At 68.4% G+C, this 25,100-nt stretch carries 26 protein-coding genes; 12 read left to right on the top strand and 14 right to left on the bottom strand.

The genetic code is table 11. The annotated features are described in order from the left end of the window. Positions 1-3 precede the first annotated feature (3 nt). The 14 genes from P7V53_RS13690 to P7V53_RS13625 all read right to left on the bottom strand — a co-directional run bounded on the left by P7V53_RS13690 (position 4) and on the right by P7V53_RS13625 (position 11,714). Complete coding sequence (locus P7V53_RS13690) at positions 4-762, bottom strand: response regulator (protein WP_280156021.1); 759 nt, start codon at positions 760-762, stop codon at positions 4-6. 7 nt (positions 763-769) lie between these two features. Next, a complete protein-coding gene (locus P7V53_RS13685; protein ID WP_280156020.1) occupies positions 770-2,623 on the bottom strand; it encodes a PAS domain S-box protein in 1,854 nt (617 codons plus the stop codon). 126 nt (positions 2,624-2,749) lie between these two features. Continuing rightward, entirely contained in the window at positions 2,750-3,037 is a 288-nt protein-coding gene (locus tag P7V53_RS13680) for a hypothetical protein (RefSeq protein ID WP_280156019.1), read from the bottom strand. Continuing rightward, positions 3,015-3,236 carry a nitrogen fixation protein FixH gene (locus tag P7V53_RS13675; RefSeq protein ID WP_280156018.1) on the bottom strand — a complete coding sequence of 74 codons (222 nt, stop codon included), beginning with the start codon at positions 3,234-3,236 and terminating at the stop codon, positions 3,015-3,017. The genes P7V53_RS13680 and P7V53_RS13675 overlap by 23 nt, the downstream gene beginning before the upstream one ends. Before the next feature lie 14 nt (positions 3,237-3,250). Continuing rightward, positions 3,251-4,708 (bottom strand): cytochrome c oxidase accessory protein CcoG, encoded by a 1,458-nt coding sequence (ccoG, locus tag P7V53_RS13670; RefSeq protein ID WP_280156017.1) that lies wholly within the window; start codon positions 4,706-4,708, stop codon positions 3,251-3,253. A gap of 10 nt (positions 4,709-4,718) precedes the next feature. After that, entirely contained in the window at positions 4,719-5,627 is a 909-nt protein-coding gene (gene ccoP, locus P7V53_RS13665) for a cytochrome-c oxidase, cbb3-type subunit III (RefSeq protein WP_280156016.1), read from the bottom strand. Continuing rightward, positions 5,624-5,791, bottom strand: coding sequence for a CcoQ/FixQ family Cbb3-type cytochrome c oxidase assembly chaperone (locus tag P7V53_RS13660; RefSeq protein ID WP_280156015.1), 168 nt, complete (start codon positions 5,789-5,791; stop codon positions 5,624-5,626). Before P7V53_RS13660 ends, ccoP begins: the two co-directional genes overlap by 4 nt. Before the next feature lie 13 nt (positions 5,792-5,804). Then, entirely contained in the window at positions 5,805-6,428 is a 624-nt protein-coding gene (gene ccoO, locus P7V53_RS13655) for a cytochrome-c oxidase, cbb3-type subunit II (protein ID WP_280156014.1), read from the bottom strand. Positions 6,429-6,462: 34 nt separating this feature from the next. Beyond that, positions 6,463-7,902, bottom strand: a complete 1,440-nt coding sequence (gene ccoN / locus P7V53_RS13650) for a cytochrome-c oxidase, cbb3-type subunit I (RefSeq protein WP_280156013.1) — start codon at positions 7,900-7,902, stop codon at positions 6,463-6,465. A 57-nt stretch (positions 7,903-7,959) separates the two neighbouring features. After that, positions 7,960-8,127 carry a cbb3-type cytochrome oxidase assembly protein CcoS gene (ccoS, locus tag P7V53_RS13645; protein ID WP_280156012.1) on the bottom strand — a complete coding sequence of 56 codons (168 nt, stop codon included), beginning with the start codon at positions 8,125-8,127 and terminating at the stop codon, positions 7,960-7,962. Positions 8,128-8,136: 9 nt separating this feature from the next. Then, positions 8,137-10,389 carry a cation-translocating P-type ATPase gene (locus P7V53_RS13640; RefSeq protein WP_280156011.1) on the bottom strand — a complete coding sequence of 751 codons (2,253 nt, stop codon included), beginning with the start codon at positions 10,387-10,389 and terminating at the stop codon, positions 8,137-8,139. Positions 10,390-10,399: 10 nt separating this feature from the next. Further along, entirely contained in the window at positions 10,400-10,822 is a 423-nt protein-coding gene (locus P7V53_RS13635) for a universal stress protein (RefSeq protein WP_280156010.1), read from the bottom strand. 92 nt (positions 10,823-10,914) lie between these two features. Continuing rightward, positions 10,915-11,502: an NAD(P)H-dependent oxidoreductase gene (locus P7V53_RS13630; RefSeq protein WP_280156009.1), complete on the bottom strand. Its 588-nt coding sequence runs from the start codon at positions 11,500-11,502 to the stop codon at positions 10,915-10,917. A 5-nt stretch (positions 11,503-11,507) separates the two neighbouring features. Beyond that, entirely contained in the window at positions 11,508-11,714 is a 207-nt protein-coding gene (locus P7V53_RS13625) for a hypothetical protein (protein WP_280156008.1), read from the bottom strand. A gap of 231 nt (positions 11,715-11,945) precedes the next feature. Here P7V53_RS13625 and P7V53_RS13620 point away from each other — a divergent pair, with 231 nt between their 5' ends. The 12 genes from P7V53_RS13620 (at position 11,946) to P7V53_RS13565 (ending at position 24,868) form a co-directional block, all read left to right on the top strand. After that, positions 11,946-12,713 (top strand): FadR/GntR family transcriptional regulator, encoded by a 768-nt coding sequence (locus P7V53_RS13620; protein WP_280156511.1) that lies wholly within the window; start codon positions 11,946-11,948, stop codon positions 12,711-12,713. Between the two features lie 112 nt (positions 12,714-12,825). Beyond that, entirely contained in the window at positions 12,826-13,968 is a 1,143-nt protein-coding gene (locus P7V53_RS13615; RefSeq protein ID WP_280156007.1) for a sugar ABC transporter substrate-binding protein, read from the top strand. Positions 13,969-14,000: 32 nt separating this feature from the next. After that, positions 14,001-15,539, top strand: a complete 1,539-nt coding sequence (locus tag P7V53_RS13610; RefSeq protein WP_280156006.1) for a sugar ABC transporter ATP-binding protein — start codon at positions 14,001-14,003, stop codon at positions 15,537-15,539. Beyond that, positions 15,536-16,519, top strand: coding sequence for an ABC transporter permease (locus P7V53_RS13605; RefSeq protein WP_280156005.1), 984 nt, complete (start codon positions 15,536-15,538; stop codon positions 16,517-16,519). Before P7V53_RS13610 ends, P7V53_RS13605 begins: the two co-directional genes overlap by 4 nt. Continuing rightward, positions 16,506-17,495 carry an ABC transporter permease gene (locus P7V53_RS13600; protein ID WP_280156004.1) on the top strand — a complete coding sequence of 330 codons (990 nt, stop codon included), beginning with the start codon at positions 16,506-16,508 and terminating at the stop codon, positions 17,493-17,495. Before P7V53_RS13605 ends, P7V53_RS13600 begins: the two co-directional genes overlap by 14 nt. A gap of 16 nt (positions 17,496-17,511) precedes the next feature. Continuing rightward, complete coding sequence (locus P7V53_RS13595) at positions 17,512-18,435, top strand: SMP-30/gluconolactonase/LRE family protein (protein WP_280156003.1); 924 nt, start codon at positions 17,512-17,514, stop codon at positions 18,433-18,435. Between the two features lie 392 nt (positions 18,436-18,827). Further along, positions 18,828-20,339, top strand: a complete 1,512-nt coding sequence (locus tag P7V53_RS13590) for a sugar ABC transporter ATP-binding protein (protein ID WP_280156510.1) — start codon at positions 18,828-18,830, stop codon at positions 20,337-20,339. Between the two features lie 4 nt (positions 20,340-20,343). Beyond that, positions 20,344-21,327 (top strand): ABC transporter permease, encoded by a 984-nt coding sequence (locus P7V53_RS13585; protein WP_280156002.1) that lies wholly within the window; start codon positions 20,344-20,346, stop codon positions 21,325-21,327. A 65-nt stretch (positions 21,328-21,392) separates the two neighbouring features. Continuing rightward, positions 21,393-22,349: an ABC transporter substrate-binding protein gene (locus tag P7V53_RS13580; protein ID WP_280156001.1), complete on the top strand. Its 957-nt coding sequence runs from the start codon at positions 21,393-21,395 to the stop codon at positions 22,347-22,349. Positions 22,350-22,437: 88 nt separating this feature from the next. After that, positions 22,438-23,448, top strand: a complete 1,011-nt coding sequence (locus P7V53_RS13575; protein ID WP_280156000.1) for a zinc-binding alcohol dehydrogenase family protein — start codon at positions 22,438-22,440, stop codon at positions 23,446-23,448. 1 nt (position 23,449) lies between these two features. Beyond that, complete coding sequence (locus P7V53_RS13570; protein WP_280155999.1) at positions 23,450-23,575, top strand: hypothetical protein; 126 nt, start codon at positions 23,450-23,452, stop codon at positions 23,573-23,575. Between the two features lie 102 nt (positions 23,576-23,677). Beyond that, the gene (locus P7V53_RS13565; RefSeq protein WP_280155998.1) at positions 23,678-24,868 is read left to right on the top strand and encodes a carbohydrate porin; all 1,191 of its coding nucleotides are present in this window, start codon (positions 23,678-23,680) and stop codon (positions 24,866-24,868) included. Positions 24,869-25,100 lie beyond the last annotated feature (232 nt).

Here is a 25,100-nt window from a genome sequence, read left to right as displayed (position 1 = left end):
GGGCTACCCCGTCCGGGTGGCCACTCGCTCCAGCTCCTGCAGCAGCATGCGCAGGTCGACCGGCTTGACGAGGTAGGCGGAACAGCCGGCGGCGATCAGCTCGTCGCGCTGGTACACATCGGGATAAGCCGTGACGGCCACGATCGGCAGGCGCTGCATCTTCGGATCGGCCTTGAGCAGGCGCACGAAGCTCAGACCATCCATGCCCGGCAGGTTGAGGTCGAGAAGCACGACATCGGGATGGCCGTCCTGCAGGCGCCCCAGCGCTTCTTCCGCCGTGGTGCTGCTCAGCACGACATGGCCGCTGAGCAGCACGCAGTCGCCCGCCAGCTTCAGGTCGATCCGGTGGTCCTCGACGATCATGACGTTGAGGCGGGAGCGGGCGAGCCGCGCAGCGTCGAGGAACTCCGTCACCTGCAAGGGCAGCCGGCGTGTGTCGATGGGCTTGGTGATGTAGCCGCTGCAACCCGCCGCCAACGCCTTCTGCTCGTCCCCCTTCATCGCCAGGGCCGTCATCGCGACGACGGGCATGGCGGCGAAGCGTGGGTCGGCCTTGATCTCGCGGGTGAACGTGAGGCCATCCATGCCGGGCAGCGCGATGTCCATCAGGATGAGATCCGGCCTGCCGCCGGCTTCGAGCAGTTCCCTGGCCTGCTCCGCGTCCTCGCACTCCTGCACCTCGTGACCTTCCAGCGCGAGCAGGTCACAGGCGAGCTTGCGGTTGACGCGGTTGTCGTCGACGACCAGGATGCGCGCGGCCATGGCAGCCTCAGGCCGGCCGTTTCGGCGCGGGCAGCCGCAGCGGGAGCAGCACGCTGAAGGTGCTGCCCAGCCCCTGCTGGCTTTCCACGTCCACGCGGCCGCCCTGCAGTTCCACCAGCTTGCGGGTCAGCGCGAGTCCGAGGCCCGTGCCTTCGTAGCGCCGCGACAGCCCGCCGTCGAGCTGCCGGAACGCCTCGAAGAGGCGGCCCATGTCGGCCGCCGCGATGCCGATGCCGTTGTCCTTCACCATCACCCGCAGCATGTCCGGCGGCTCCAGGTCGAGCGTGACATCGATGCGTCCTCCGATGTTGGTGAACTTCACGGCATTGGACAGCAGGTTGAAGAGGACCTGCTTGAACTTCTGCACGTCCAGCGTGACCGTGTCCACAGGCGACGCGGCAGGCGGGTGGAGCTGGATGCGTTTCTTGCGCGCGAGGGGCGTGATCACCGCGCACACGGCGCCGATCGCGGCGCGCGGCGAGAACTCCTCGGGATGCACCTCCATCCGGCCCGCCTCGACCTTGGACAGGTCCAGCACGTCGTTGATGACCTGCAGAAGATGCTTGCCGCATTCGTGGATGTCGCCGAGGTACTCCTTCTGCTTGTCCGTGAGCACGCCGGCACGCTGGTCGATCAGCAGCTCCGAGAAGCCGAGGATGCCGTTGAGCGGCGTGCGCAGCTCGTGCGACATGTTGGCAAGGAACTCGCTCTTCAGCCGGTTCGTCTCCTGCAGCAGGCGCTCGCTGTGCTTGCGCTCGCTGGCATCGCGGATGGCGCTGGCGATCAGCAGGCCGTCTTCGGTCTGGATCGGGCTCAGGCTGATCTCCACCGGGAATTCGGTGTCGTCCTTGCGCAGGCCGTAGAGCTCCAGTCCCGCGCCCATCTGCCGCACCTTGGGATGGGCGAAGAAGCCGGACCGGTGACCGGGATGGGCGGCGCGAAAGCGCTGCGGCACCAGCGTCTCGATGGGACGGCCGAGCAGCTCCTCGGCCCGCCAGCCGAACAGGCGCACCGCCTGCGAGTTCACCAGCACGATGTCCCCGGCCCCGTTGACGATCACCATGGCGTCCGGGGCCGACTCGAGCAGGTCGCGGAACTTGCGATCGGACTTGCGGCGGGCTTCCTGGCGGTCGGTCATGTCGCGCACCGCGCACATGACCATCGGCCCCTCCTCCGTCGCGAGCGGGCTCAGGCTGATCTCCACGGGAAAGCGCTCGCCTTCCCGGCGCTGGCCGAACAGCTCCAGCCCCGCGCCCATGGCCCGCGTTCGCGGCTGCGCGAGGAAGCGCCCGCGGTGCCCCAGGTGCGCCTGCCGGTACTGCTCGGGCAGCAGCGTTTCCACCGCTTGGCCGGCGAGCTGGGCATGGTCGTAGCCGAACAGCGCCTGCGCCTGCGCGTTCGCCAGCACGATGCGACCGGTCACGTTCACGATCAGGATGGCGTCGGGCGTGTGCTCCAGGAGCTCGCCGTATTTCGAGGCCACCAGCTTGCTGTCGCGTGCCGTCTTCAGCGGCGTGACGTCCTTCTGGGTGAGGATGAAATGGTCGACCTGGCCGGCCGCGTCGCGCACCGCCCGGGTCGATCCGCTCACATTGAGCAGGGCGCCATCCTTGCGGCTGCGCACCGACTCGTCCACGCACAGCCCCTCTGTTTCGGCCTGTGCCAGCAGCCCCTCGAAATGCCCTCGGTGATCCGGCGTGACGATCAGGTTGACCAGCGGCTGGCCGAGCACCTCCTCGGCGGCATAGCCGAAGATCGATTCCGCGGCGGTGTTCCAGTAGCGGACGGCGCCGTTCGTGTCGAGGATGACGACGGCATCCGGGTTGTGGGTCAGCACGGACCCGTCGAGATTCTTGTGCATCAAGGCCCCCTGGCGCCGGCATGCGGCGAAGCGCCTGCGCATGCGCGGTGCGCAAGGCTACTCCGGTCGCCGGGCAAGTTCCAGCAGGCACCAGCATCCGGGAACGCGACCCCGGAATGGCCTGTGTCAGTCGACCGGCGCCTCCAGCAGTGCCGTGATCGCCCCCGACGTCGCGACTGCTCCCCAGAAGATGAAGAAGGTCACCGAGTAGACCGCGCTGGGCGACCAATCGATCGGGTCTGCGCCGAACCAGTGCATGGTGCCCGGGTCCACGACAGCGAAGACCAGCATCTCGAGCACGCCGGCCATCAGGAACGACGGCCACAGGATCAGCAGGGCGCGCTCGCGGAACGGACGCCGCTGCGAGGCGCCGGCGCCTTGCAGCGCGCCGTCAGCGACGAGGTGCGGCCGCATGGTTGCGTGCCTGCGTGGCCGGGGTCATCGAAGGCGCCGCCACTTCGGGCGCCGTGCGCAGCGGCACGTCGCCGCCGCGCACCGCGATCGCCAGGGTCGCGACGCTGGCCACCACCACGATCGCGGGGCCGCCCACCACCAGCCACGCGGCAGGCGCTCGCCACCACGGCAGCGCGGGCAGGGTCAGGTCCTGATTCATGAGCGTCTCCTTGTTCAGCGCGGAACGACGAAGGTCGACTTCTCGGTCACGGTGGTCGAGTCGTCCTCGACGGCGGCCACCTGGAAGCGCAACGGATGCGCGCCGGGACCGAGGGCCTGCGCGGAGTGCGGGGGCACGCGAACCGCCAGCGTGATCCAGCGGGCCTGCGCCGGAAGCACCGTCACCTCGAGCGACGACGTGAGCGCGGCGCCGGGGATGCCCTGCACGCTCACGCGATAGTGCCGCTCCCGCTCGGTCGCGTTCATCAGCTGCAGCCGGTACAGGTTCTCGATGTGCCCCTGCTCCACCAGGCGAGCCAGCGAGCTGCGGTCGCGCACCACGTCGACCTTGAGGGTGTGGCGCAAGGCGAGTCCGGTGACGAAGGCGGCCGAGATGGCGAGCAGCACGCAGGCGTACACCAGCACCCGCGGACGCAGCACCCGGCGCAGCATGTGCTGCCGCGACAGCCGCTGCGTCAGCCCGTTCTGCGTGGCGTAGCGGATCAGTCCGCGCGGGTACTTCATCTTGTCCATCACGCCGTCGCAGGCGTCGATGCAGGCGGTGCAGGCGATGCACTCGTACTGCAGGCCGTCGCGGATGTCGATGCCGACCGGGCACACCTGCACGCACAGGCCGCAGTCGATGCAGTCACCCAGGCCTGCCGCCTTCAGGTCGGCGCCGCGGCCGCGCTTGCCGCGCTGCTCGCCGCGGACCGCGTCGTAGCTCACGATCATCGTGTCGCGGTCGAACATCGCGCTCTGGAAGCGCGCGTACGGGCACATGTACTTGCACACCTGCTCGCGCAGGAAGCCGGCGTTGCCGTAGGTGGCCAGGCCGTAGAAGTTGACCCAGAACCACTCCCACGGGCCGAAGGCCAGCGTGAACGACTCGGCCCACAAGGTGCGGATGGGGGTGAAGTACCCGACGAAGGTGAAGCCGGTCCACAGCCCGATCGCCAGCCACACTGCATGCTTGGCGGCCTTGCGGCGCAGCTTGTCGATCGTCCACGGACCGGCGTCGAGCTTCATGCGTGCGCCGCGCTCGCCTTCGATGCGCCGCTCCACCCACAGGAAGATCTCGGTGTAGACGGTCTGCGGGCAGGCATAGCCGCACCACAGCCGGCCCCCGAGCGCGGTGACGAAGAACAGCCCGAAGGCCGAGAGCACCAGCAGCCCCGTCAGGTAGATGAAGTCCTGCGGGTAGAGCACGAGGTCGAAGATGTAGAAGCGCCGCGCCGCCAGGTCGAACAGCATCGCCTGGCGGCCGTTCCACGGCAGCCACGGCAGCCCGTAGAACAGCGCCTGCGTCAGCCACACCATCGCCCAGCGCCAGCGCGCGAACCACCCGCTCACCGAGCGCGGGTAGATCTTCTTGTGCTTCTCGTACAGCGAGACCCGCTGCGGCTCGGCCGCTGGCGCCGGCACCGGCTTGATCGGGATGACGCGGGCGGCCGCGCCGTCTTTGTGGCTCATCTCGACCGCTTCACGGCGACGTCGTCGGCGGGTTGGACAAGCCCCACACGTAGGCGGACAGCACGTGGATCTGCTCGGGCGTGAGGCGCGTGCGGTGCGCGGGCATCACGTTGGTCCGGCCCTTGTTGATCATCGCGACGACGGCGGCCTCGCCCCAGCCGTGCAGCCACACGTTGTCGGTGAGATCGGGCGCGCCCAGCGCCTGGTTGCCCTTGCCGTCCTTGCCGTGGCAGGCCGCGCAGGCGGTGAACTTGGAGCGGCCGAGCTGCGCCGAAATGCTGTCCGTTCCGCCCGACAGGCTCAGCACGTAGTTGGCCACGTTGCGCACGTCATCCCCGTTGCCCACCGCCGCCGCCATCGGCGGCATGCTTCCCTGGCGGCCGTTGGCGATGGTCTCGGCGATCCGCTCCGGCGTGCCGCCCCACAGCCAGTCGCGGTCGGTCAGGTTCGGGAAGCCCTTGCTGCCGCGTGCGTCGGCGCCGTGGCAGGTGGCGCAGTTGTTCGCGAACAGCCGCTCGCCGATGGCCATCGCCTGGGCATCGCGCGCAAGCTGCGCCGCCGGCATGGCGGCGTAGCGCACGAACAGCGGCGCCGCAGCCTCACGCGCCTGGTCCTGCTCGTTCTGATGCTGCGCGACGCTGGTCCAGCCGAAACGCCCGGGCATGCTGCCCAGTCCCGGATAGAGCGCCAGGTAGGCGGCCGAGAACACCACCGTCAGCACGAACAGCCACATCCACCAGCGCGGCAGCGGGTTGTTGAGCTCGCGCAGGTCTTCGTCCCACACGTGGCCGGTGGTGTTGTCGGTGGCCATCACGCGGCGGCGTGCGGCGATGATGAGCAGCGCCAGGCAGGCCACCAGGCCGACGACGGTCGCGACCGCGATGTAGATCGACCAGCCGTTGTTGAAGAAGTCGCTCATGAGTGGGCTCCGTTGTCGCTGTCGGGGGCGTCGCCGTCGAAGGGCAGGCGGGCTGCCGCGTCGTGCGCACGCCGGCGGGCCGGCCGCCAGGTCCAGGCCACCAGGCCGATGAACAGCCAAAGGCCGAGCAGGGTGACCGCACTGCGCAGGTCGTTCAGGTCCATGGAAGCGCCCTCCTCACTTGACGTGGGTTCCGAGCGCCTGGAGATACGCCACGATGGCGTCCATCTCCGTCTTGCCCTTGACCGACTCGGCGCTCCTCGCGATGTCGGCCTCGCTGTAGGGCACGCCCAGGCGCCTCAGCGCGGCGAGGCGCGGCGGCACGCTGTCGGGATCGATCGCATTGCTCTCCAGCCACGGATAGGCGGGCATGTTCGACTCGGGCACCAGGTCGCGCGGACCCGCCAAGTGCAGCCGATGCCACTCGTCGCTGTACTTGCCGCCGACGCGGTGCAGGTCGGGGCCGGTGCGCTTGCTGCCCCACTGGAAAGGATGGTCGTAGACGAACTCGCCGGCCACCGAGTAGTGGCCGTAGCGCAGCGTCTCGGCGTGCAGCGGGCGGATCATCTGCGAGTGGCAGTTGTAGCAACCTTCGCGCAGGTACACGTCGCGGCCGACGAGCTGCAGCGGTTCGTAGGGCTTGAGCCCGGCCACCGGCTGCGTGGTGGAGCGCTGGAAGAACAGCGGCACGATCTCGACCAGCCCGCCGACCGCGATGACCACGAGGATCAGCACGATCATCAGGAAATTGCTGGTCTCGATGCGCTCGTGACCGGTGGGTTTTGCGTTGTCCATCGTCATCTCGACTTCCCGGAGTTCATATCGATTCGATCGCTCAAGCGGCCGCCAGCCTCGGGATCGGCGCCGCCACCGCCCGCCCGGCGCGCATCGTCATCACGACGTTCCACACCATCACGCCCATGCCGCCCAGGTACAGCAGGCCGCCCACGAGACGCACCATGTAGAACGGCCAGGTCGCCTTGACGCTCTCGACGAAGGTGTAGACCAGCGTGCCGTCGGGGTTGAGCGCGCGCCACATCAGGCCCTGCATCACGCCGGCGATCCACATCGCGGCGATGTAGAGCACGATGCCGAGCGTCGAGATCCAGAAGTGCAGGTTGATCGCCGGCACGCTGTACATCGCCGTGCGGCCGTACATGCGCGGGATCAGGTAGTACAGCGAGCCCATGGAAATCAGGCCCACCCAGCCGAGCGCGCCGGCGTGCACGTGCCCGACCGTCCAGTCGGTGTAGTGCGACAGCGCGTTGACCGTCTTCACCGACATCATCGGCCCCTCGAAGGTCGCCATGCCGTAGAAGCTGAGCGCGACGATGAGGAACTTGAGGATGGGGTCGTCGCGCAGCTTGTGCCAGGCGCCCGACAGCGTCATCACGCCGTTGATCATCCCGCCCCAGCTCGGCGCCAGCAGCACCAGCGAGAACAGCATGCCGATCGACTGCGCCCAATCGGGCAGCGCGGTGTAGTGCAGGTGGTGCGGGCCCGCCCACATGTAGGTGAAGATGAGCGCCCAGAAGTGCACGATCGACAGCCGGTAGCTGTACACCGGGCGCTCGGCCTGCTTCGGGATGTAGTAGTACATCATTCCCAGGAAGCCGGCCGTGAGGAAGAAGCCGACGGCGTTGTGCCCGTACCACCACTGGACCATCGCGTCCTGCACGCCGGCATAGGCGGAGTAGCTCTTCCAGAAGCTCGCGGGCATGGCTGCGCTGTTGACGATGTGCAGCACCGCGACGGTGATGATGAAGGCCCCGAAGAACCAGTTGGCCACGTAGATGTGGCGCACGCGGCGCTTGCCGACGGTGCCGAAGAAGACGATGGCGTAGGCGACCCACACCACCGCGATCAGCAGGTCGATCGGCCACTCGAGCTCGGCGTACTCCTTGCCGCTGGTGTAGCCCATGGGCAGGGTGACGGCGGCCAGCAGGATCACCGCCTGCCAGCCCCAGAAGGTGAACTGCGCCAGGCGCGGCAGGAACAGCGGGACCTGACAGGTGCGCTGCACCACGTGGTAGCTGGTGGCGAACAGCGCGCAGCCGCCGAAGGCGAAGATCACCGCGTTGGTGTGCAGCGGGCGCAGCCGGCCGTAGCTGAGCCAGGGGATGCCGTAGAACAGGTCGGGGAAGGCGAGCTGCGCGGCGATGACCACGCCGACCAGCATGCCCACCACGCCCCACAGGACGGCGGCCAGCGCAAAGCCGCGCACGGGTTCATCGGTGTAGCTCACCGGCGCAGCAGCTTGCGCGTTCGCAACCATCGGGACCTCCGTTCTTCGCATCAAGGGACGACGGTCGAATTTTTCGATGCGGCGGGCCTATGGGCCTTGATGCCGATCAAAGGCGTCTGCGTCGCTGTCGAGAATCTGTGCGCCCTGCTCCTCCAGGTCATCGAACTGGCCGCCGTGCAGCGCCCAGGCGAACACGCCGAGGATGCCCAGCACCAGCACGGCCGAGAGCGGGATCAGGAGATAGAGGATGTCCACGCCGCCGTCTTACCGCGAGAGGCGCAGCGAGTTCAGCACGACGATCAGCGAGCTGGCCGCCATGCCGAGTCCGGCCGCCCACGGCGGCAGCCAGCCGACGAGCGCCAGCGGCACGCAGGCGGCGTTGTAGGCGGCGGCCCAGATGAAGTTCTGCCGGATGACGCGCAAGGTCCGCTGCGCCAGCACGCGCGCACGCACGAGGTCGCCCAGCCGGCTGGAGACAAGCACGCCGTCGGCCTGGGTGCGAGCGACGAGCGCGCCCTCCCCCATCGCGAACGAGACGTCGGCCTGCGCGAGCACCGGCGCGTCGTTGATGCCGTCGCCGAGCATCGCCACCAGCTCGCCGCGCGCCTGTGCTGCCCGCACGGCGGCAAGCTTGTCGTCGGGCGACATCGCCCCGGACGCGGCGTCGAGATCCAGCAGTGCGGCGATGCGTTGCGCGCGGTGCGGGTCGTCTCCGGACAGCAGGCGAATGCGCACGCCTTCGTCCTGGAGCGCGCCGACGGCGGCGGCCGCGTCGTCGCGCAGGCGCTCGTCGAAGATGAAGCGCGCGAGCGGACGGCCGTCGCGGCCGAGCCAGGTGTCGGCGCCCGTGTCCACCGATCCGGTGGACACGTTCGCCCCGCCCCATCCCGCGAAGGCCGGCGATCCCAGCCGCCAGCGGCATCCCGCTTCATCGACCGCCTCCAGCCCCTGGCCGGCAGTCTCCCGGACATCCTTCCATTGCCGAGGGACGGCGGCGAACGACTCGCGCAGCGCGACGGACAGCGGGTGGCTCGACCATGCGGCCAGCGACGCGGCGATGCCCTCCGCCTGCGTGGCGTCGTCGAGACGCCTCACCTCGACGCAGCGCAGCTGTCCTTCGGTCAGGGTGCCGGTCTTGTCGACGAACAGGGTCTGCATGCGAGCCAGCCGCTGCACGGCATCGAGGTCGCGCAGCAGCAACCCGCGCCGCCCCATCGCGCCGGCCGCCGCCAGAAGCGCGGACGGCGCGGCCAGCGAGAGCGCGCACGGACAGGTGACGATCAGCACCGACACGACCACCCACAGGGCGCGCGTGGGATCGATGACGCTCCAGGCGGCACCGGCCGCCGCGGCGAGCAGCAGCACGCCCCACAGGAAGGGGCCGGCCCACCGGTCGGCCGTTGCCAGCATGGCGGGACGTTGTGCGCGCGCGGCGCGCATCAGCGCCACGATGGCCTCGTAGCGCGTGTCGGCACCGGCTCGCTCGACGCGCATCACCACCGGGGCTTCGAGGTTCAGGCTGCCCGCGACCACCGCATCCCCGGGGCGCCGCGCGACCGCTCGGGACTCGCCGGTCAGCAGCGATTCGTCGGCCTGCGTCGAGCCTTCGGTAAGCACGCCGTCGGCGGCGAACGCCTGGCCCACCGGCACACGCACGAGGTCTCCCGCACGCAGCCGCCTGGCGCTGACCATCTCCAGGCCGCCTTCCGGCAGCAGCCGCATCACGCTTTGCGGCAGGCGGCCGGTCGCCTCCTCGAGGGAGGCTTCGGCGCGGTGCCGGGCGCGCATCTCCAGGTAGCGTCCCGCAAGCAGGAAGCTGACGAACATCGTGAGGGAATCGAACCACACCTCGTTGCCGAAGGCGCCGCCCGGGTCGAAGGCGGCGCCGCTGCTCGCCACGAAGGCGACCGCGATGCCGATCGCGACCGGCACATCCATGCCCACGCGCCGCCGCTGCAACGAGCGCCAGGCGCCGGCGAAGAACGGCGCCGCGGAGAACCACAGCACCGGCAGCGTCAGCAGCCAGCTTCCCCAGTCGAGCAGCTGCTTGTGATCGCGCGGCAGCTCGCCGGGCGCACTCACGTAGGCCGGCGTGGCGAGCATCATGATCTGCATGGCGCAGAAGGCGGCGACGAACAGGCGCCAGAGCGCGGACCGCGCTTCCCTGCGGCGCTGCCGACGTGCAGCCGCCGCGGTGTCCGGCACTGCGCTGTAGCCCGCCGCCTCGATGGTCTGCACCAGGGCCGAAGCGCGCGTGCGGCCCGTGTCCCAGCGCACGCTCGCGCACTGCGAGGCGGCGCTCACGCGCGCATCGAGCACGCCGGGCAAGCCGCGCAGCACCTGCTCGATGGTGGCGGCGCAGGCCGCGCAATGCATGCCGCCGACGCGCAGCGACGACTCCGCGACGCGCGTGCCTGGGGGGCCGGCCTGCCAGCGGGTGAACGTGTCGAGCTCGACCGGATCGTCGAGCACGGACACACGCGCTCCGTCGGCGGCCGCGCAAGCCACCTCGCTCATGGCCCTTCGCTCAACGGACCAGCAGCACCGGCGCCTTGCAGCGCGCCAGCACGCCGCTGGCGACGGAGCCGAGAAGCACGTTACCCAGCGCGGTGTGACCGTGCGTGCCCATCACGATCAGGTCGGGCTTCTCGACTTCGGCGAAGGCCGCGATGGCCTCCGGCGCATGGCCCACGGCATGAGCGACACGAACTTTCCAGCCCTGCTGGTCGGCGAACCGCGTCACCGTCCGCATCACCTCTTGCGCCTGATCGCTGTAGAACTGGTCCAGCGTGCCGCGATCGAGGTAGCGCGCCGCATGCCCCGGGACCGGTGCGACGGCGGTGAACACCGTGTACTCGTGACCGGGGCCGAGCAGCTCGTCGTGGGCCGCGATGTAGGCAAGCATGCGCTTGGTGTAGTCGCTTCCGTCCACCGGCAGCAGGATCTTCATGACATCTCCGAGAGGAAAGAGGAATGAGGCAATGGTGCGGTGGCCTCGATCGACGACGGTTGATCCCGGTCAAGGCGGCAGACGGTTTCGCTCTATCTCGCCGCCTTGCCGAGCGCCGCCAGCTTGCGCAGCCACCCCTCGCGCTGCGCGGGCGTGAGTCCTTCGACCGAGCCGATCAGCGTCTCGTGGACCGGCGCGATGCCGACGAACCCGAGGATGTTGCGTTCCAGCGCCTTCAGGCTGTGGGCGCGGAAGATCCAGCGATACACCAGCGCCGGCATGCCCATGGTGACCACCACGCGGCCGGAGCGGCCGGCGAGCAGCTTCTTCGGGAGGTGTCCTTCGCTAAAGGGCGCGATCGCGAACCCGGGCCGTGCGACCTGCTCCAGGAAGCCCTTGAGCAGGGCCGGCATGCCGCCCAGCCACAGCGGGAAGAAGAAGACGAGGTGGTCGCACCAGCGGATGTCGGCCTGCACCGCTTCGAGCGCCGGCGGCACCGGATCGTTGTCCCACTGCGCCTTGCTTCGCAGCAGCGGAAAGTCGATCGACGCCACCTCGATGCAACGCACTTCGTGCCCCGCAGCGCGCGCTGCGTCGGCGTAGGCCCGGGCCAGCGCGTGGCAGAAGTGCGGCTGCGAGGAATCCGGATGTGCCTGGAGGACGAGGATGCGCCGGGTCATCGGCATCAGTGGAGGCTTGCGCCTCGCACCGCCGGCATGGCGAACTCGCGGCCGATGACGGTGCGGGCGTACAGGTAGTTCAGGCGCGCACGCTCGCTCAGCGAGTCGATGTCCACGTGTCCTTGGGCGTCGCAGGGGAAGGCATAGCCGCGCCCTTCGTCGAACAGCGACTGGAAGCGGAGCTCGTAGCCGGATGGTTGGTGGGTGTTCATCGCATGTCTCCTGGATTCGTGACAGGCATGAGATGAATCTAGAAGCCGGTGGAAAACGGCCTGCCAACGGCGGACGTCGGAGCGAAACGTTCGGTAAACGCAGCGTGTCAGCCGGGTATCGGCCTTCAGGCGACACCGAGCAAGGCCGTGCGACGGCTGGCTGGGAGCGGGGGCGGTGCTTCCCTCGAACGTCAAACAGTCGTAGTATGGTATGACCTTACGGCGGTAAACATGGTCGTCAAGAACGTCCACGGCACGACACTCGATCTGCTCGGCGAGCAGATCGTCGCAGGGCGATACCCCCCCGGCGCGTCGATCCCGCCCGAGGCGGCGTTGTGCGAGGAAATGGGAGTGAGCCGCACGGTGATCCGCGAGGTGGTCAAGTCGCTGTCGGCCAAGGGCCTGATCGTCACCGGCCCGAAGCTGGGTACGCGCGTGCGGAACTCCGAACAATGGAACTGGTTCGACGCAGACGTGGTGCTATGGCATTCCAGAACAGGCCTGACACGCGAATTCCTGCTCGAGTTGCAGGAGCTTCGGCGGGTGATCGAGCCCGCGGGCGTCCGCTTGGCGGCCGAGCGGGCCACCGAGCAGGACATCGCGGAGCTGGAGCAGGCCTATGCGGGCATGAAGGAGGCCGTCGAGAACGGCGGCGACTATGTGCACCACGATCTGCGGTTCCACCAAGGTCTGCTGCGCGCCTGCCACAACCGCATGCTGGTGCAGATGAGCAAGGCGCTCGGCGCCCTGCTGCGCACGTCGTTCGTGATCTCCACCGCCCGCCCGGATCGCGCATTGCAGTCGCTGCCATTGCATCGCGCCGTCCTGGATGCCGTGATCGCACGTTCGCCGTCGAAGGCCGAGAAAGCCATCCTGGTGCTGATCGACGGTGCGAGCAAGGACATCGAGCAGGTGCTGGCCTCGCGCCGCAGGCTGCCCTCGCTGGCCATGCCGGCCGAGCACATCAAGGGCCGCCGGCGGGCTGCCATCGTGCGCTGACCGCCCTGGAGCCGACCTGCCGCGCCGAAAGGAGGGAATGCCACTGAAGACACTCACCAGCCACCCTTCGGGTCGTCCATAAAGCCAACGAATCACTGACGGAGACAAAGTCATGGCATCGAAGTTCGCATCGCCCCAACGCATTTCGTTCCTCGCAATTGCCGTCATCGCCGCGTGTTCGAGCACCGCGGCTCTCGCTGCGCCACCGAAGGTGGTGACCGCGCCGAACTCGGATCCGCAGTGCTTCGCGCCGTGGACCGCGAACACGAAGTTGTTCCAGTACCCGGCGAAGAAGGGGCCCTACCGCGTGGCGCTTGCCAATGGCTACATCGCCAACACCTGGCGCATCCAGATGATCAAGACGGCCAAGGCCTATGCCGCGCAGCCGGACGTCGCCGCCAAGCTCAAGGAATTCAAGGTCGTCTCGACCGGCGAGGACGTGGCCGCACAGATCGCGGCCGTCAACAACTTCATCGACTCCGGCTACGACGCGATCGTGGTCAATGCGCAGAACCCGGCCGCGTTCAAGCCCGTGATCAAGCGTGCCAACGACGCCGGCGTGGTGCTGGTGGCGTTCGACAACACGCTCGACACCGAAGATGCCATCAACGTCAACGTCGATCAGAAGGGCCTGGGCAAGTACTGGGCCGAATGGCTGGTGAAGAACGTGCCCGGCGGCGGGCGGGTGCTCGAGGTGCGCGGCGTTTCGGGAACCTCGGTCGACCGCGACCGGCACGAGGGCATCCAGGAAGTGCTGAAGGCATCCGGCAAGAAGTGGGACGTCGTCGAAGTCATCGGCAAGTGGGACGATCCGACGGCGCAGAAGGTGACGGCCGATGCGCTCGCCGTGCACAAGCGCTTCGACGCCATCACCGCGCAAGGCGGCGACACGGGCGTCGTGCAGGCACTGATCGACGCCAAGCACCCGTTCGTCCCCTTCGGCGGCGAGACCGAGAACGGCTTTCGCAAGTTCTGCGCGAAGTTCGCCGGGGAAGGATTGAAATGCGCCTCCGGCGGGACGGGCCCGGCACAGGTGGCCGTGGCGCTGAAGACCGCCATCGCCGCGTTGGAAGGCAAGGTCGTTCCCCAGTCGGTGAAGCTGCCGCTGGCGCGTGTCGAGTTTCCCAACCTGAAAGAAGGCACCGACTACTACGCGGCGCTCTCGGACAACTTCTTCGTGGGCAACGCCTTCCCGACCTGCGGCATCAACTTCACCGCGCAGGAAATCATGGGGCAGACCGAGGCGAACAAGTAGCCCCGGCCGCAACGAAGCGAGAGGCGGCCCGCATGAGCCTGCTGAACGTGCAAGGCGTGTGCAAGCGCTACGGCGGCGTGCACGCGCTGCGCGACGCCAACCTGGCCGTGGAGGCCGGCCGCATCCATGCGGTGCTGGGCGAGAACGGCGCCGGGAAATCGACGCTGATCAAGATCATGGCCGGCGTGGTCCCGCCCGACGAAGGCACGATCCTGCTCGATGCAGCGCCGGTCTCGTTGCGTTCGCCCGCAGCGGCCAACGCGGCCGGCATCGTCTGCGTCTTCCAGGAGCTGTCGCTGATCCCGGATCTCTGTGTCGCCGACAACATCGCCATCAGCAACCCGCCGCGGCGCTTCGGACTCATCGATCGCCGCGCGCAGCGCCGCATGGCCGAAGAGGCGCTTGCGCGCGCCGGTGCCGAGGACATCCATCCGCTGGCCTTGGTCAAGGACCTGCCGTTGTCGCGGCGGCAGATGGTCGAGATCGCGAAGGCTCTCGCTCGCAAGCCTCGCCTGCTGATCCTCGACGAAGCCACGTCGGCATTGACGGCCGCGGACGTGACGAAGGTCTATGCCGTTCTGAAGCGGCTGCGCGCCGAAGGATTGGCGCTGGTCTACATCTCGCACCGCATGCACGAGATCTCGGCGCTGGCCGACGAGTGCACCGTGTTCTGCAACGGCCGGTCCGTGGCCCACTACGCCGCCGGGACCAAGACGGACAACGAGGTGGTCGAGTTGATGATCGGCCGCAAGTACGACGGCGTCTTCCCGGCCCGCAGCCCGGTTGTCGATCGCGAGTCGACGCCGCGCCTCGAAGTGCGCCGCCTCGGATGGACGGACCGTCTCGTCGACATCTCGCTGCGACTGCACGCCGGCGAAGTGGTCGGCCTGGGCGGCCTGGACGGGCAAGGACAGCGTGAATTGCTGCTGGCGCTGTTCGGCGTCCTGCGCGGCACGTCGGGCGAAGTGCTGGTCGACGGCAAGCCCGCCGCCATCACGGGGCCTCGCGCGGCCAAGGGCCCGGACATCGGCATGGCGCTGATCCCCGAGGACAGGAAGACCGAAGGGCTGATGCTGCCGATGTCGGTATGCCACAACCTCTCGTTTGCCGGGCTCGACCGCCTGTCGCGCTGGTGCGTCATCGACGCCGGGGCCGAGAGCGAGGCGGTGCAGCGCATGGTGCGGCTGCTGTCGGTGCGCAGCGACGGCGTCGACGTGCCGGCCGGGTCGCTGTCCGGCGGCAACCAGCAGAAGCTGGTCATCGGAAAGTGGCTGATGGTGGCGCCCCGGATCATCCTGCTCAACGACCCGACCCGCGGCATCGACGTGGGCACCAAGCACGAGGTCTACGAGCTGCTGCGGCGGCTGGCCGCCGAAGGCGCGGCCATCCTCTTCTACTCGACCGACTACGACGAGCTCATCGGCTGTTGCGACCGGGTGCTCGTCATGGTCGAAGGCGCCGTCAAGCGCGAGCTGGTGGGCGCCGACATCACCGAGCGTGCGCTCGTGGGCAGCGCGCTGAATCTCGGCCTCGACGCTCGAGAGAGCGAACCCGAGGCGGCCCGGGCATGAACAGCGACTGGCCCTACCACTTTCGCCGGCATCGCGGCACGCTGCTCGCGTTGCTCGGCTTCGTCGCGATGTTCGCCATCTACGCGGCCAATCATTCCGCGGGCTTCAACGCCAACGTCGCGACGACGGCGGCCAACAAGGGCACCTTGCTCGCGATCCTCGCCATGGCGCAAACGCTTGTCGTGCTCACGTCCGGCATCGACCTGTCGGTCGGCATGGTGATGGTGCTGGCCAATTGCCTCGCATCGACCATCGTCGTGGGCACGCCGCTGAACACCGCACTGGGCGTGGTCGGCGTGTTGGCGGCAGGCGCGGCGTGCGGTGCGGTCAACGGACTGATCGTCATCGTGGGCAGGCTGCAGCCCATCGTCACCACCATCGCCACGGGGTCGGTGTACTACGGCATCGCCCTGGCGCTGCGGCGCGTGCCGGGCGGCGACGTCAATGCGTCGCTGGCCGATCTCCTGACCGGTCAACTGCCCGGCGGCGTGCCGGCGAGCCTCGCGCTGCTGCTCGCGCTGGTGCTGCTGGTCTGGACGCCGCTGCGCCGCAGCACGCTCGGCCGGGCCCTGTACGCGGTGGGGTCGTCCGAGGTGGCGGCCTACATGTCGGGCGTTCCCATCCAGCGAGCCAAGCTGCTGGCGTACACCATGTCCGGCCTGCTCGCGGCCGTGGCCGGACTCTTCGTCACCTTCGTCACCTACTCGGGCGAGGCATCCGCGGCAAACGGCAGCACCTACACGCTGTTCTCGATCGCCGCCGTGGTGCTCGGCGGGGTCTCGCTGTTCGGCGGTTCAGGCAGCGCCGTCGGGGCCATCTTCGGCGCCCTGATGTTCCGCACCATCGGCGACCTGCTCTTCGTGTTCAACCTCGAACCGCTGTGGCAGCCGCTGTTTCAGGGCATCGTGCTTGCGGTCGCCGTGTGCCTGGGCTCGGCGCGGCTGCTGCGCGTGAAGAATCGGCTGGATGTCTATGGTTGAGATGCGCATGCGCAGCACGGCAATCGCGACCATGTGGCGGCGAGCCGACCCGGCCGTTGCCGCCGCCTTCGGCTGCATCGCGCTCCTGCTGCTGGTGGGAAGCCTGTATTCCGGCAGCTTCCTGTCGCCGGAGTACTTGCTGCAGCAGCTCAAGGTCGCCTCGTTCCTCGGAGTCATCGCGTCGGGCACGATGATCGTGATCCTCCTCGGCCACATCGACCTGTCCGTTCCCTGGGTGGTGGCGGTCGGCGGAATGATGGCCACTGCCGCGACGGGATGGGGACCGCTCGGCGCGGCAATGGCCATCCCGGTCGGCATCGGCTGCGGCGTGTTGTTCGGTCTGGTGAGCGGCTGCGCGGTGGCGCTGCTGCGCATCCCCTCGATGATCGCGACGCTGGCAGTCAATGCGGTGGCCCAAGGCCTGATGGTGGTTCACACCGGCGGCTTCTCGCCGCAGGACGCGTCGTCGCCTGCGATGCGCGCGATCGCCACCGGCCACACGCTGTTCGGGATCCCGAACGCATTGATCGTGTGGTTCGTCGTCGGCGCGGCCACGATCTTCCTGCTGAGCCGCACCACCTTCGGACGCACCGTCTACGCGATCGGCAATCGGGAGCGCGCGGCCTACCTGTCCGGCGCTCGCACCCATCTCGTCGTGATCCTCGCGTTCGCCATTGCCGGAGGACTGGCCGCATTCGGCGGCGTGCTGCTGGCAGGTTATGCGAGCAAGGCAGCGCAGGCCATGGGCGACGCCTACCTGCTGCCCGCCATCGCTGCCGTGGTGCTCGGCGGCACGTCGATCCTCGGCGGGCGCGGCAACTATCTCGGCACCGTCGCCGGCGTGATCCTCGTCACCTTGCTGCAGTCGATCCTGTCGGTGATGCAGATCGAGGAATACGGCCGGCATGTGATCTACGGCGTCGTCATCGTCGCGATGCTGCTGGTCTACGGCCGCGGACGCCGGCATTCGGAATGATCGCAAGGAGACCGGCATGGCCATCGAACTCACCTCCAGCTTCGAAGTGGTCGACCCGCGCTTTCGCGCACTCGTCTTTGCCAACGTGCACCTCGAGCGCCTGGCCACCGGCTGCCGCTGGGCGGAAGGCCCGGCGTGGTTTGCGGCAGGTCGCTATCTGGTCTGGTCCGACATTCCGAACGACCGGATGATGCGCTGGGACGAGACCGACGCATCGGTGTCGGTGTTCCGGCAGCCCTCGATGAACAGCAACGGCAACACCGTCGACAGCCAGGGCCGGCTCGTCACGTGCGAGCACCGCGGCCGCTGCGTCTCGCGCACGGAGCCCGACGGCACGCGCACCGTGCTGGCCTCGCACTACCAGGGAAAGCGCTTCAACTCGCCCAACGACGTGGTGACGATGTCGGACGGCAGCATCTGGTTCACCGATCCCAGCTACGGCATCGACTCGGACTACGAAGGCGATGCGTCGCCCAGCGAGATCGGCGCGCGGCGCGTGTACCGCATCGACGGGAGCACCGGATCGATCACGGTCGTGGCCGGCGACTTCGTGCAGCCCAACGGGCTCGCGTTCTCGCCGGACGAATCGCTGCTCTACATCGCCGACACCGGCGCGACGCACCAGGCCGACGGGCCGCGACACGTGCGGCGCTTTCACGTCGGGCCGCACGGCGACCTGGCCGGTGGCGAAGTGTTCGCGCAGTGCCCCGTGGGCCTGTACGACGGGTTGCGCGTGGACGTCCACGGCAACCTGTGGCTGAGCGCCGGAGACGGTGTGCATTGCCACGCGCCCGACGGCACGCTGCTCGGCAAGGTGCGCGTGCCGGAGACCGTCGCCAACCTCTGCTTCGGCGGGGCGAAGAGAAATCGCCTGTTCATCTGCGCGACGAGCTCGCTGTACGCGGTCTACCTGAACACGCGCGGCAGTCGGATCGGCTGAGCGCTCGCCGACAGCCTGCCCTCACTGCTGCCCCTCTCCCGCAAGCGCGAGATCGGCGCCTGCCCCTCTCCCGCGAGCGGGAGAGGGAGAGCATCCGGTTGCGGGGCAACAAGTCGGTGACGCGCGCACCACATCAATCTCTCCCGCAGGCGCGAGAGCGCCCTGTTCGTGGAACGCGCGAATCAGGGAATGTCCCATGATGCCGCGGCGAAACGGTCAGGCCAAATACACATCAATGGTAAGGTGGTAATACCACGTAGCGCAGCGATTGGCTTGACCGTTCGGGTCCACCGATCGTCGCGCCGCCGTATCCCACCGCCGCAAACGATCGCAGAAGGGGTGGGCTTTTGGAGAGGCGTTTCGCATCGACCGTCGGGCATGCCCAGGCCGACATGGCGCTGCAGGGCATGCCGGTGCTGGCGCTGGCCGGCATCGGCAAGACCTTCCTGACCGTCACCGCCCTGCAGGACGTCTCCTTCGACGTTCGCGGCGGCGAAGTGCACGCGGTGTGCGGCGAGAACGGCGCCGGCAAGTCGACGCTGATGAAGATCATCAGCGGCCAGCTGCAGCCCGACAGCGGACACATCACGTACAAGGGGCAGCCGGTCCGGTTCGCGTCGAGCCGCGCGGCCGAGGCGGCAGGCATCGCGATGATCCACCAGGAGCTGAACCTGGTGCCGGACCTGTCGGTGGCGGAGAACATCTTCCTCGCCCGCGAGCCGGTCGCCGGCTGGTTCGTCGACCGGCCTCGACTGCATGCGGACGCGCGCCGCTGCCTCGATCGGCTCGGCGTCGACATCGATCCCAAGGCCATCGTGCGCACGCTGTCGGTGGCGCAGCGCCAGATGGTGGAGATCGCCAAGGCGCTGTCGCTCGAGGCCGAGGTGCTGATCATGGACGAGCCCACCTCGTCGCTCACCGACTCCGAGACAGCGCAGCTGTTCAAGGTCATCCACGAGCTCAAGCGCGCGGGCGTCGCGCTGGTGTACATCTCGCACCGCCTCGAGGAGATGGCGCACATCGTCGACCGCGTGACGGTGCTGCGCGACGGGCGCCACGTGTGCACCGAGGCTTTTGCCGACACCACCGTGGACGAGATCGTCGCCCGCATGGTGGGCCGCGCGATCGAGGACAAGTTCCCGCCGCGAACCTCGGTGCCGACGACCGAAGTGCTGCTGACGATCGATGGCCTGCAGCGCACCGGCGTGTTCAGCGACATCAGTTTCGAGCTTCGCCGCGGCGAGATCCTGGGCTTCGCCGGGCTGATCGGTGCCGGCCGCACCGAGGTGGCGCGCGCGGTGTTCGGCGCCGACCCCGTCGACGCGGGCAGCGTGCGCCTGGGCGGCGTGCCGCTGCAGATCCGCTCACCGCGCGATGCCATCCGCCACGGCATCGCCTATCTGTCCGAAGACCGCAAGGGCGAGGGGCTCGCGCTGGGCATGACGGTGGCGCACAACGTGAGCCTGGCGAACATGCGAGCCGTCTGCGGCCGGCTCGGCTTCATCCGCTTCGACGAGGAGGAGGCCGCGGCGCAGCGCTATGTGCAGTCGCTGGCGATTCGCACGCCGACCACGCGGCAGCCCGTGCGCCTGCTGTCCGGCGGCAACCAGCAGAAGGTGGTGATCGCCAAGTGGCTGTTCCGCGATTCACGCGTGCTGTTCTTCGACGAGCCCACCCGCGGCATCGACGTCGGCGCGAAGTACGCGATCTACACGCTGCTCGACGCGCTGGCGGCACAGGGCATCGGCGTGGTGCTGATCAGCTCCGAGCTGCCGGAGATCCTCGGCATGACGGACCGCGTGGCGGTGTTCCATGCCGGCCGCATCGCCGGCGTGCTGGACACGCGCGCCACCTGCGAGGAAGAAATCATGCGATACGCCTCCGGGCGCGGGCATGTCCATTGACGCCATGAACGACAAGCAAAAAGACCTGTTCCAGAAATTCGCCGCGCTCGCCAGCCTGCTGGGCCTGAGCGTCGTGTTCTCGTTCGTGAGTCCGGCGTTCCTGTCGGTCGGCAACGGCATGACGGTCGCGTTGCAGGTCACGTCCATCGCCTACCTGGGCATCGGCGCGACCTGCGTGATCATCACCGGCGGCATCGACCTGTCGGTCGGCGCCATCCTGGCGCTGGCGGGCGTGGTCGCCGCGCTCGCGGTCAAGGGCGGCGCCGCCGTGCCGCTGGGCATGCTGGCCGGCCTGGCTGTCGGCGCCCTGTGCGGTGCCATCAACGGCCTGTGCGTCACGCTGCTCAGGCTGCCGCCGTTCATCGCGACGCTGGGCATGATGCTCGTGGCCCGCGGCGTCGCCTTGCAGATCACCGACGCCAAGGCGATCGGCGGACTCGGCGACAGCTTCGCCGAACTCGGCAACGGCTCGCTGTGGCGCGTCGTCAAGCTCGGCAGCGACGGGTTTCCCGATGTCGTCTTCCCGGGCATTCCGTACCCGGTGCTGCTGATGGTGGCCCTGGCCATCGCAGTGGCCGTGCTGCTCACCCGCACGCGGCTGGGTCGCCACATCTACGCCGTCGGCTCCAACGGCGAGGCGGCGCGCCTGTCCGGCGTGAACGTGCGAGGCGTGACGCTGTTCGCCTACGTGCTCTCGGGCACGCTGGCCGGCATGGCGGGCTGCGTCCTGATGTCGCGTCTGGTCACCGCGCAGCCGAGCGAAGGTCTCATGTACGAGCTCGACGCCATCGCGGCAGCGGTCATCGGCGGCACGTCGCTGTCCGGCGGCATCGGCACGATCTCCGGCACGCTGATCGGCGCCTTCGTCATCGGAATCCTGCGCAACGGCTTGAACATGGGCGGCGTGTCCGCCTTCACACAGCAAATCATCATCGGCCTGGTCATCCTGCTCACGGTATGGATCGACCAGATGCGTCATCGCCGATGAGACCCTCCGGCGGGCTCGACCGGGATCGACAGAGAGAACACTCTCTTCACCAAGAGGACTGAGACATGAAGAAGCTGCTGACCACCCTGATCGCCTCGACGCTGGCGCTTGCCGGCGCCGCGATTGCCTTGCCGGCCAGGGCCGCCGACAAGGAGATCGCGGTCATCGTGAAGACCGCCAACTCCGACTTCTGGCAGAACGTGAAGAAGGGCGCCAACGACGGCGTCGCCCAGCTCAAGGGCTACACCGCGAGCTTCCAGGGCGCGGCATCCGACACCGACCTGGCCGGCCAGGTGGCGCTGGTGGAAAACGCGGTGAATCGCAAGGTCGCCGCGATCGTGCTCGCACCGTCGGACCCCGACGCGCTGATCCCGGCGATGAAGAAGGCGTGGGAGGCGAAGATCCCGGTGATCCTCATCGACTCGGCCGCGTCCGAGGCGGGCAAGAACTACTACCAGTCGTTCCTGGCGACCGACAACCAGCAGGCGGGCGAGCTGTGCGCGAAGGCGCTGATCGACAAGATCGGCACCACCGGCAAGATCGCGATCATGTCCTACACCGCCGGATCGGGCTCGGAGATCGGGCGCGTGGGCGGCTTCAGGAAGTACATCGAGACGCACTCGAAGCTGCAGATCCTCGGGCCCTTCTATTCCAACTCGCAGATGGGCACCGCGCTCAACCAGACCACCGACGTGCTGGCGGCCAATCCCGACCTGAAAGGGATCTTCGGCGCCAACGAGCCGACGGCCATCGGCATGGGCCGCGCACTGGTGCAAAGCGGCAAGGCCGGCAAGGTGGCCGCCATCGGATTCGACGGCAATGGCGACCTGCAAGGCTTCGTCAAGGACGGCACGATCGAAGCCATCGCGGTGCAGAGCGCCTACCAGATGGGCAGCCTGGGCGTACAGACCGCCGTCGAAGTGCTGACGGGCAAGAAGGTGCCGAAGTTCCGCGACACCGGCGTCGTGATGGTGACCAAGAAGAACATCGATTCGGCGGAAGCGAAGAACGTCCTGTACTGAGCAGGCCTCGCACGAACGCGCGCGGCAGCAGTGCAGCGCGCGTTCGATGTCGTCCTTCGACCCTGAAGAAGAATCTCCAAGGACAGCCATGCTGACCGTGATCTGCGAGAGCCCGGGCACCTTGAGCGCACACGAGCGGCCGATGCCTGCGCGCGGCGAGCGGGAGGTGATGCTGCGCGTGAAGCGCGTGGGTGTGTGCGGCACCGATCTTCACATCTTCGGCGGCAGCCAGCCCTACCTCGAATACCCGCGCGTGATGGGGCACGAGCTGTCGGGCGTCGTCGAGCAGGCACCCGCAGGCAGCGCGCTGAAGCCGGGCGATCCGGTGTTCGTCATGCCGTACCTGTCGTGCGGGCAGTGCATCGCCTGCCGCGCCGGGCGGACCAATTGCTGCGTCAAGCTGCAGGTGCTGGGCGTGCATCGCGACGGCGCGTTCACCGAGTACCTGTGCGTGCCGGAGCCCTTCGTGCACAAGGCCGAGGGCATCACGCTCGACCAGGCCGCGATGGTCGAGTTCCTGTCGATCGGCGCCCACGCGGTGCGCCGCGCGCAGGTGCGCGAAGGCCAGCGGGTGCTGGTGGTGGGCAACGGGCCGATCGGGATCGCGGCCCTGCTCTTCTCGCGCCTGCATGATGCGACGGTCGTCGCGCTCGACACCCGGCCGGAGCGTGTCGAGTTCTGCGTCCGGCATCTCGGTGCGCACGCCGGCGTCGTCATCGGCCCCGACGACGAGGCGCAGCTGTCGGCGCTCAGCGGCGGGGACTTCTTCGACGTGGTGTTCGACGCCACCGGCAATGCGCGAGCGATGGAGCGCGGCTTCCGCTTCGTCGCCCACGCAGGTACGTACGTGCTGATCTCGGTGGTGCGCGACGACATCACCTTCTCGGACCCCGAGTTCCACAAGCGCGAGACGACCCTGCTGGGCAGCCGCAACGCCACGATGGAGGACTTCGAGACCGTGCTGCAGGCGATGCGCCGAGGGCAGATCCCCGATGGCGTGCTCAACACGCACCGTCTTCCGCTGGCGCGCGTGCCGGCGGAGTTCGCGCGGCTGCTCGATCCCGCGCAAGGCGTGATCAAGGCCATCGTGGAGTGCTGATGTGATCGGCACGCTGCTGGCCTTGCGCAACGAACGCGGCGCGGCCCGTCCCCAGGGCGGCCTGCGCGCCGCAATGTCGAGGCCACGGAAGGGCTCCGCCATGGCGAGCTTCAACGACAGCGGCTGAGCCGCTGCACGTCTCTCCTCTCAGACACAAAACAGCACGGGAAACACCGCGCTCGGCATTGCTTTGCCCGGCGCATCTGCAAACGACCACGGAGACAGAGTCATGACGACCAAGCACCACAGAGTTCCCCTTGCCATGCTGGCGGTCGCCGCTGCGGCTGCCACCTGCACGCCGGCCTCGGCCGTCGACTGGGGCGGATATTTCCGCGCGGGACCGGGCGCGACCAAGAAGGATGCCGCGCGCGCCTGCTACGGCCTGAACGGCCCGGGCCTGAAGTACCGGCTGGGCAACGAGTGCGACATCTACGGCGAATTCATGCTCAGCCAGGAATTCCAGAAGGACGGCGTGGACTACAAGGCCGCGCTGATGACCAACCTGCACAACCCCGGCACCGACACCGGCGACTCCAAGGTCGGCATCAACCAGATGTATGTCGAGGGCAAGGGCTACGACATCGCCCCGAAGGCCACCTTCTGGATCGGCAAGCGCTTCTACGGCCGCGCCGACGTGCACATCGTCGACACCTTCTACGTCAACATGTCGGGCGTGGGCGCCGGAGCCGACAACGTCGTCGACCTCGGCACCGGCAAGCTCAACTTCGCCTACTTCCGCACCGACGGCGACGCCGTGCATCCGGGCTCGCGACTGAACCTGGACGCACACGACATCGAGCTCAACCCGGGCGGCAAGCTGCGCCTGACCGGCACCTTCACCCACGGCGACTTCAGCGGCGGCAAGAGCGGCGCGGGCTTGAGCCTGCAGCACAACCAGGAGATGTCCAGCTGGGGCGGCGGCAACACCCTGTGGCTGCAGTTCGCCAACGGCTCGGCCGGGCTGGACGGCAACTTCGGCAACCTCGCCGCCGCCTCCGGCACGCGGGCGATCCGCCTGGTGGAAAGCCTGACCTGGCAGCTCGGCGCGCTGGGCGGCCAGGCGCAAGCGATGGTGCAGCAGGACAAGGACGGCGCCAGCGGCGTGAAGACCAGCTCGGGCACGATCGGCGGGCGGGCCTCGTACGCGCTCAGCAAGAACTTCAAGCTGGTCGGGGAGCTGGGCTATTCGCAGAAGAAGCCCGACAACGGCGCGACGCAGAAGCTCGCGAAGTTCACCTTCGCGCCCACGCTCAGCACCGGCCCGGGCTTCTGGAACCGCCCCGAGCTGCGCCTGTACGTGACGACGGCCAAGTGGAACGACGCCGCCAACGCCGCGGCCGGCCCCGGCGGCCTCACCGGCATCGGCGACGGCAAGACCCGCGGCACCAGCTACGGGGCGCAGGTGGAAATCTGGTTCTGAACCGCCGCGAAGAATCTCCCGTGGTCCCGGCCAACCCCGCTGGTTGAAGAGAGCGGCAAGCGGGGACCCGACGGTCGACGACCCTTCGGTCCGCGCTGCGCGCGGACCTTTTTTTTGCCTGCGGAAGCTTCTGAGGAACGTACCTCAGGGAATTTACCGAGTTGCCTTCGACCGCGCTGGTCAGGCCAAATCACAACGTTACATGACTGGCCTGACCGCAACGCCTGACGCA

The sequence above is a fragment of the Piscinibacter sp. XHJ-5 genome (assembly GCF_029855045.1).
In the GTDB taxonomy this organism is placed as follows: Bacteria; Pseudomonadota; Gammaproteobacteria; order Burkholderiales; family Burkholderiaceae_C; genus Albitalea.
Note: the sequence above shows the minus strand (reverse complement) of the source record. Positions and strands in the feature narration are given on the sequence as shown.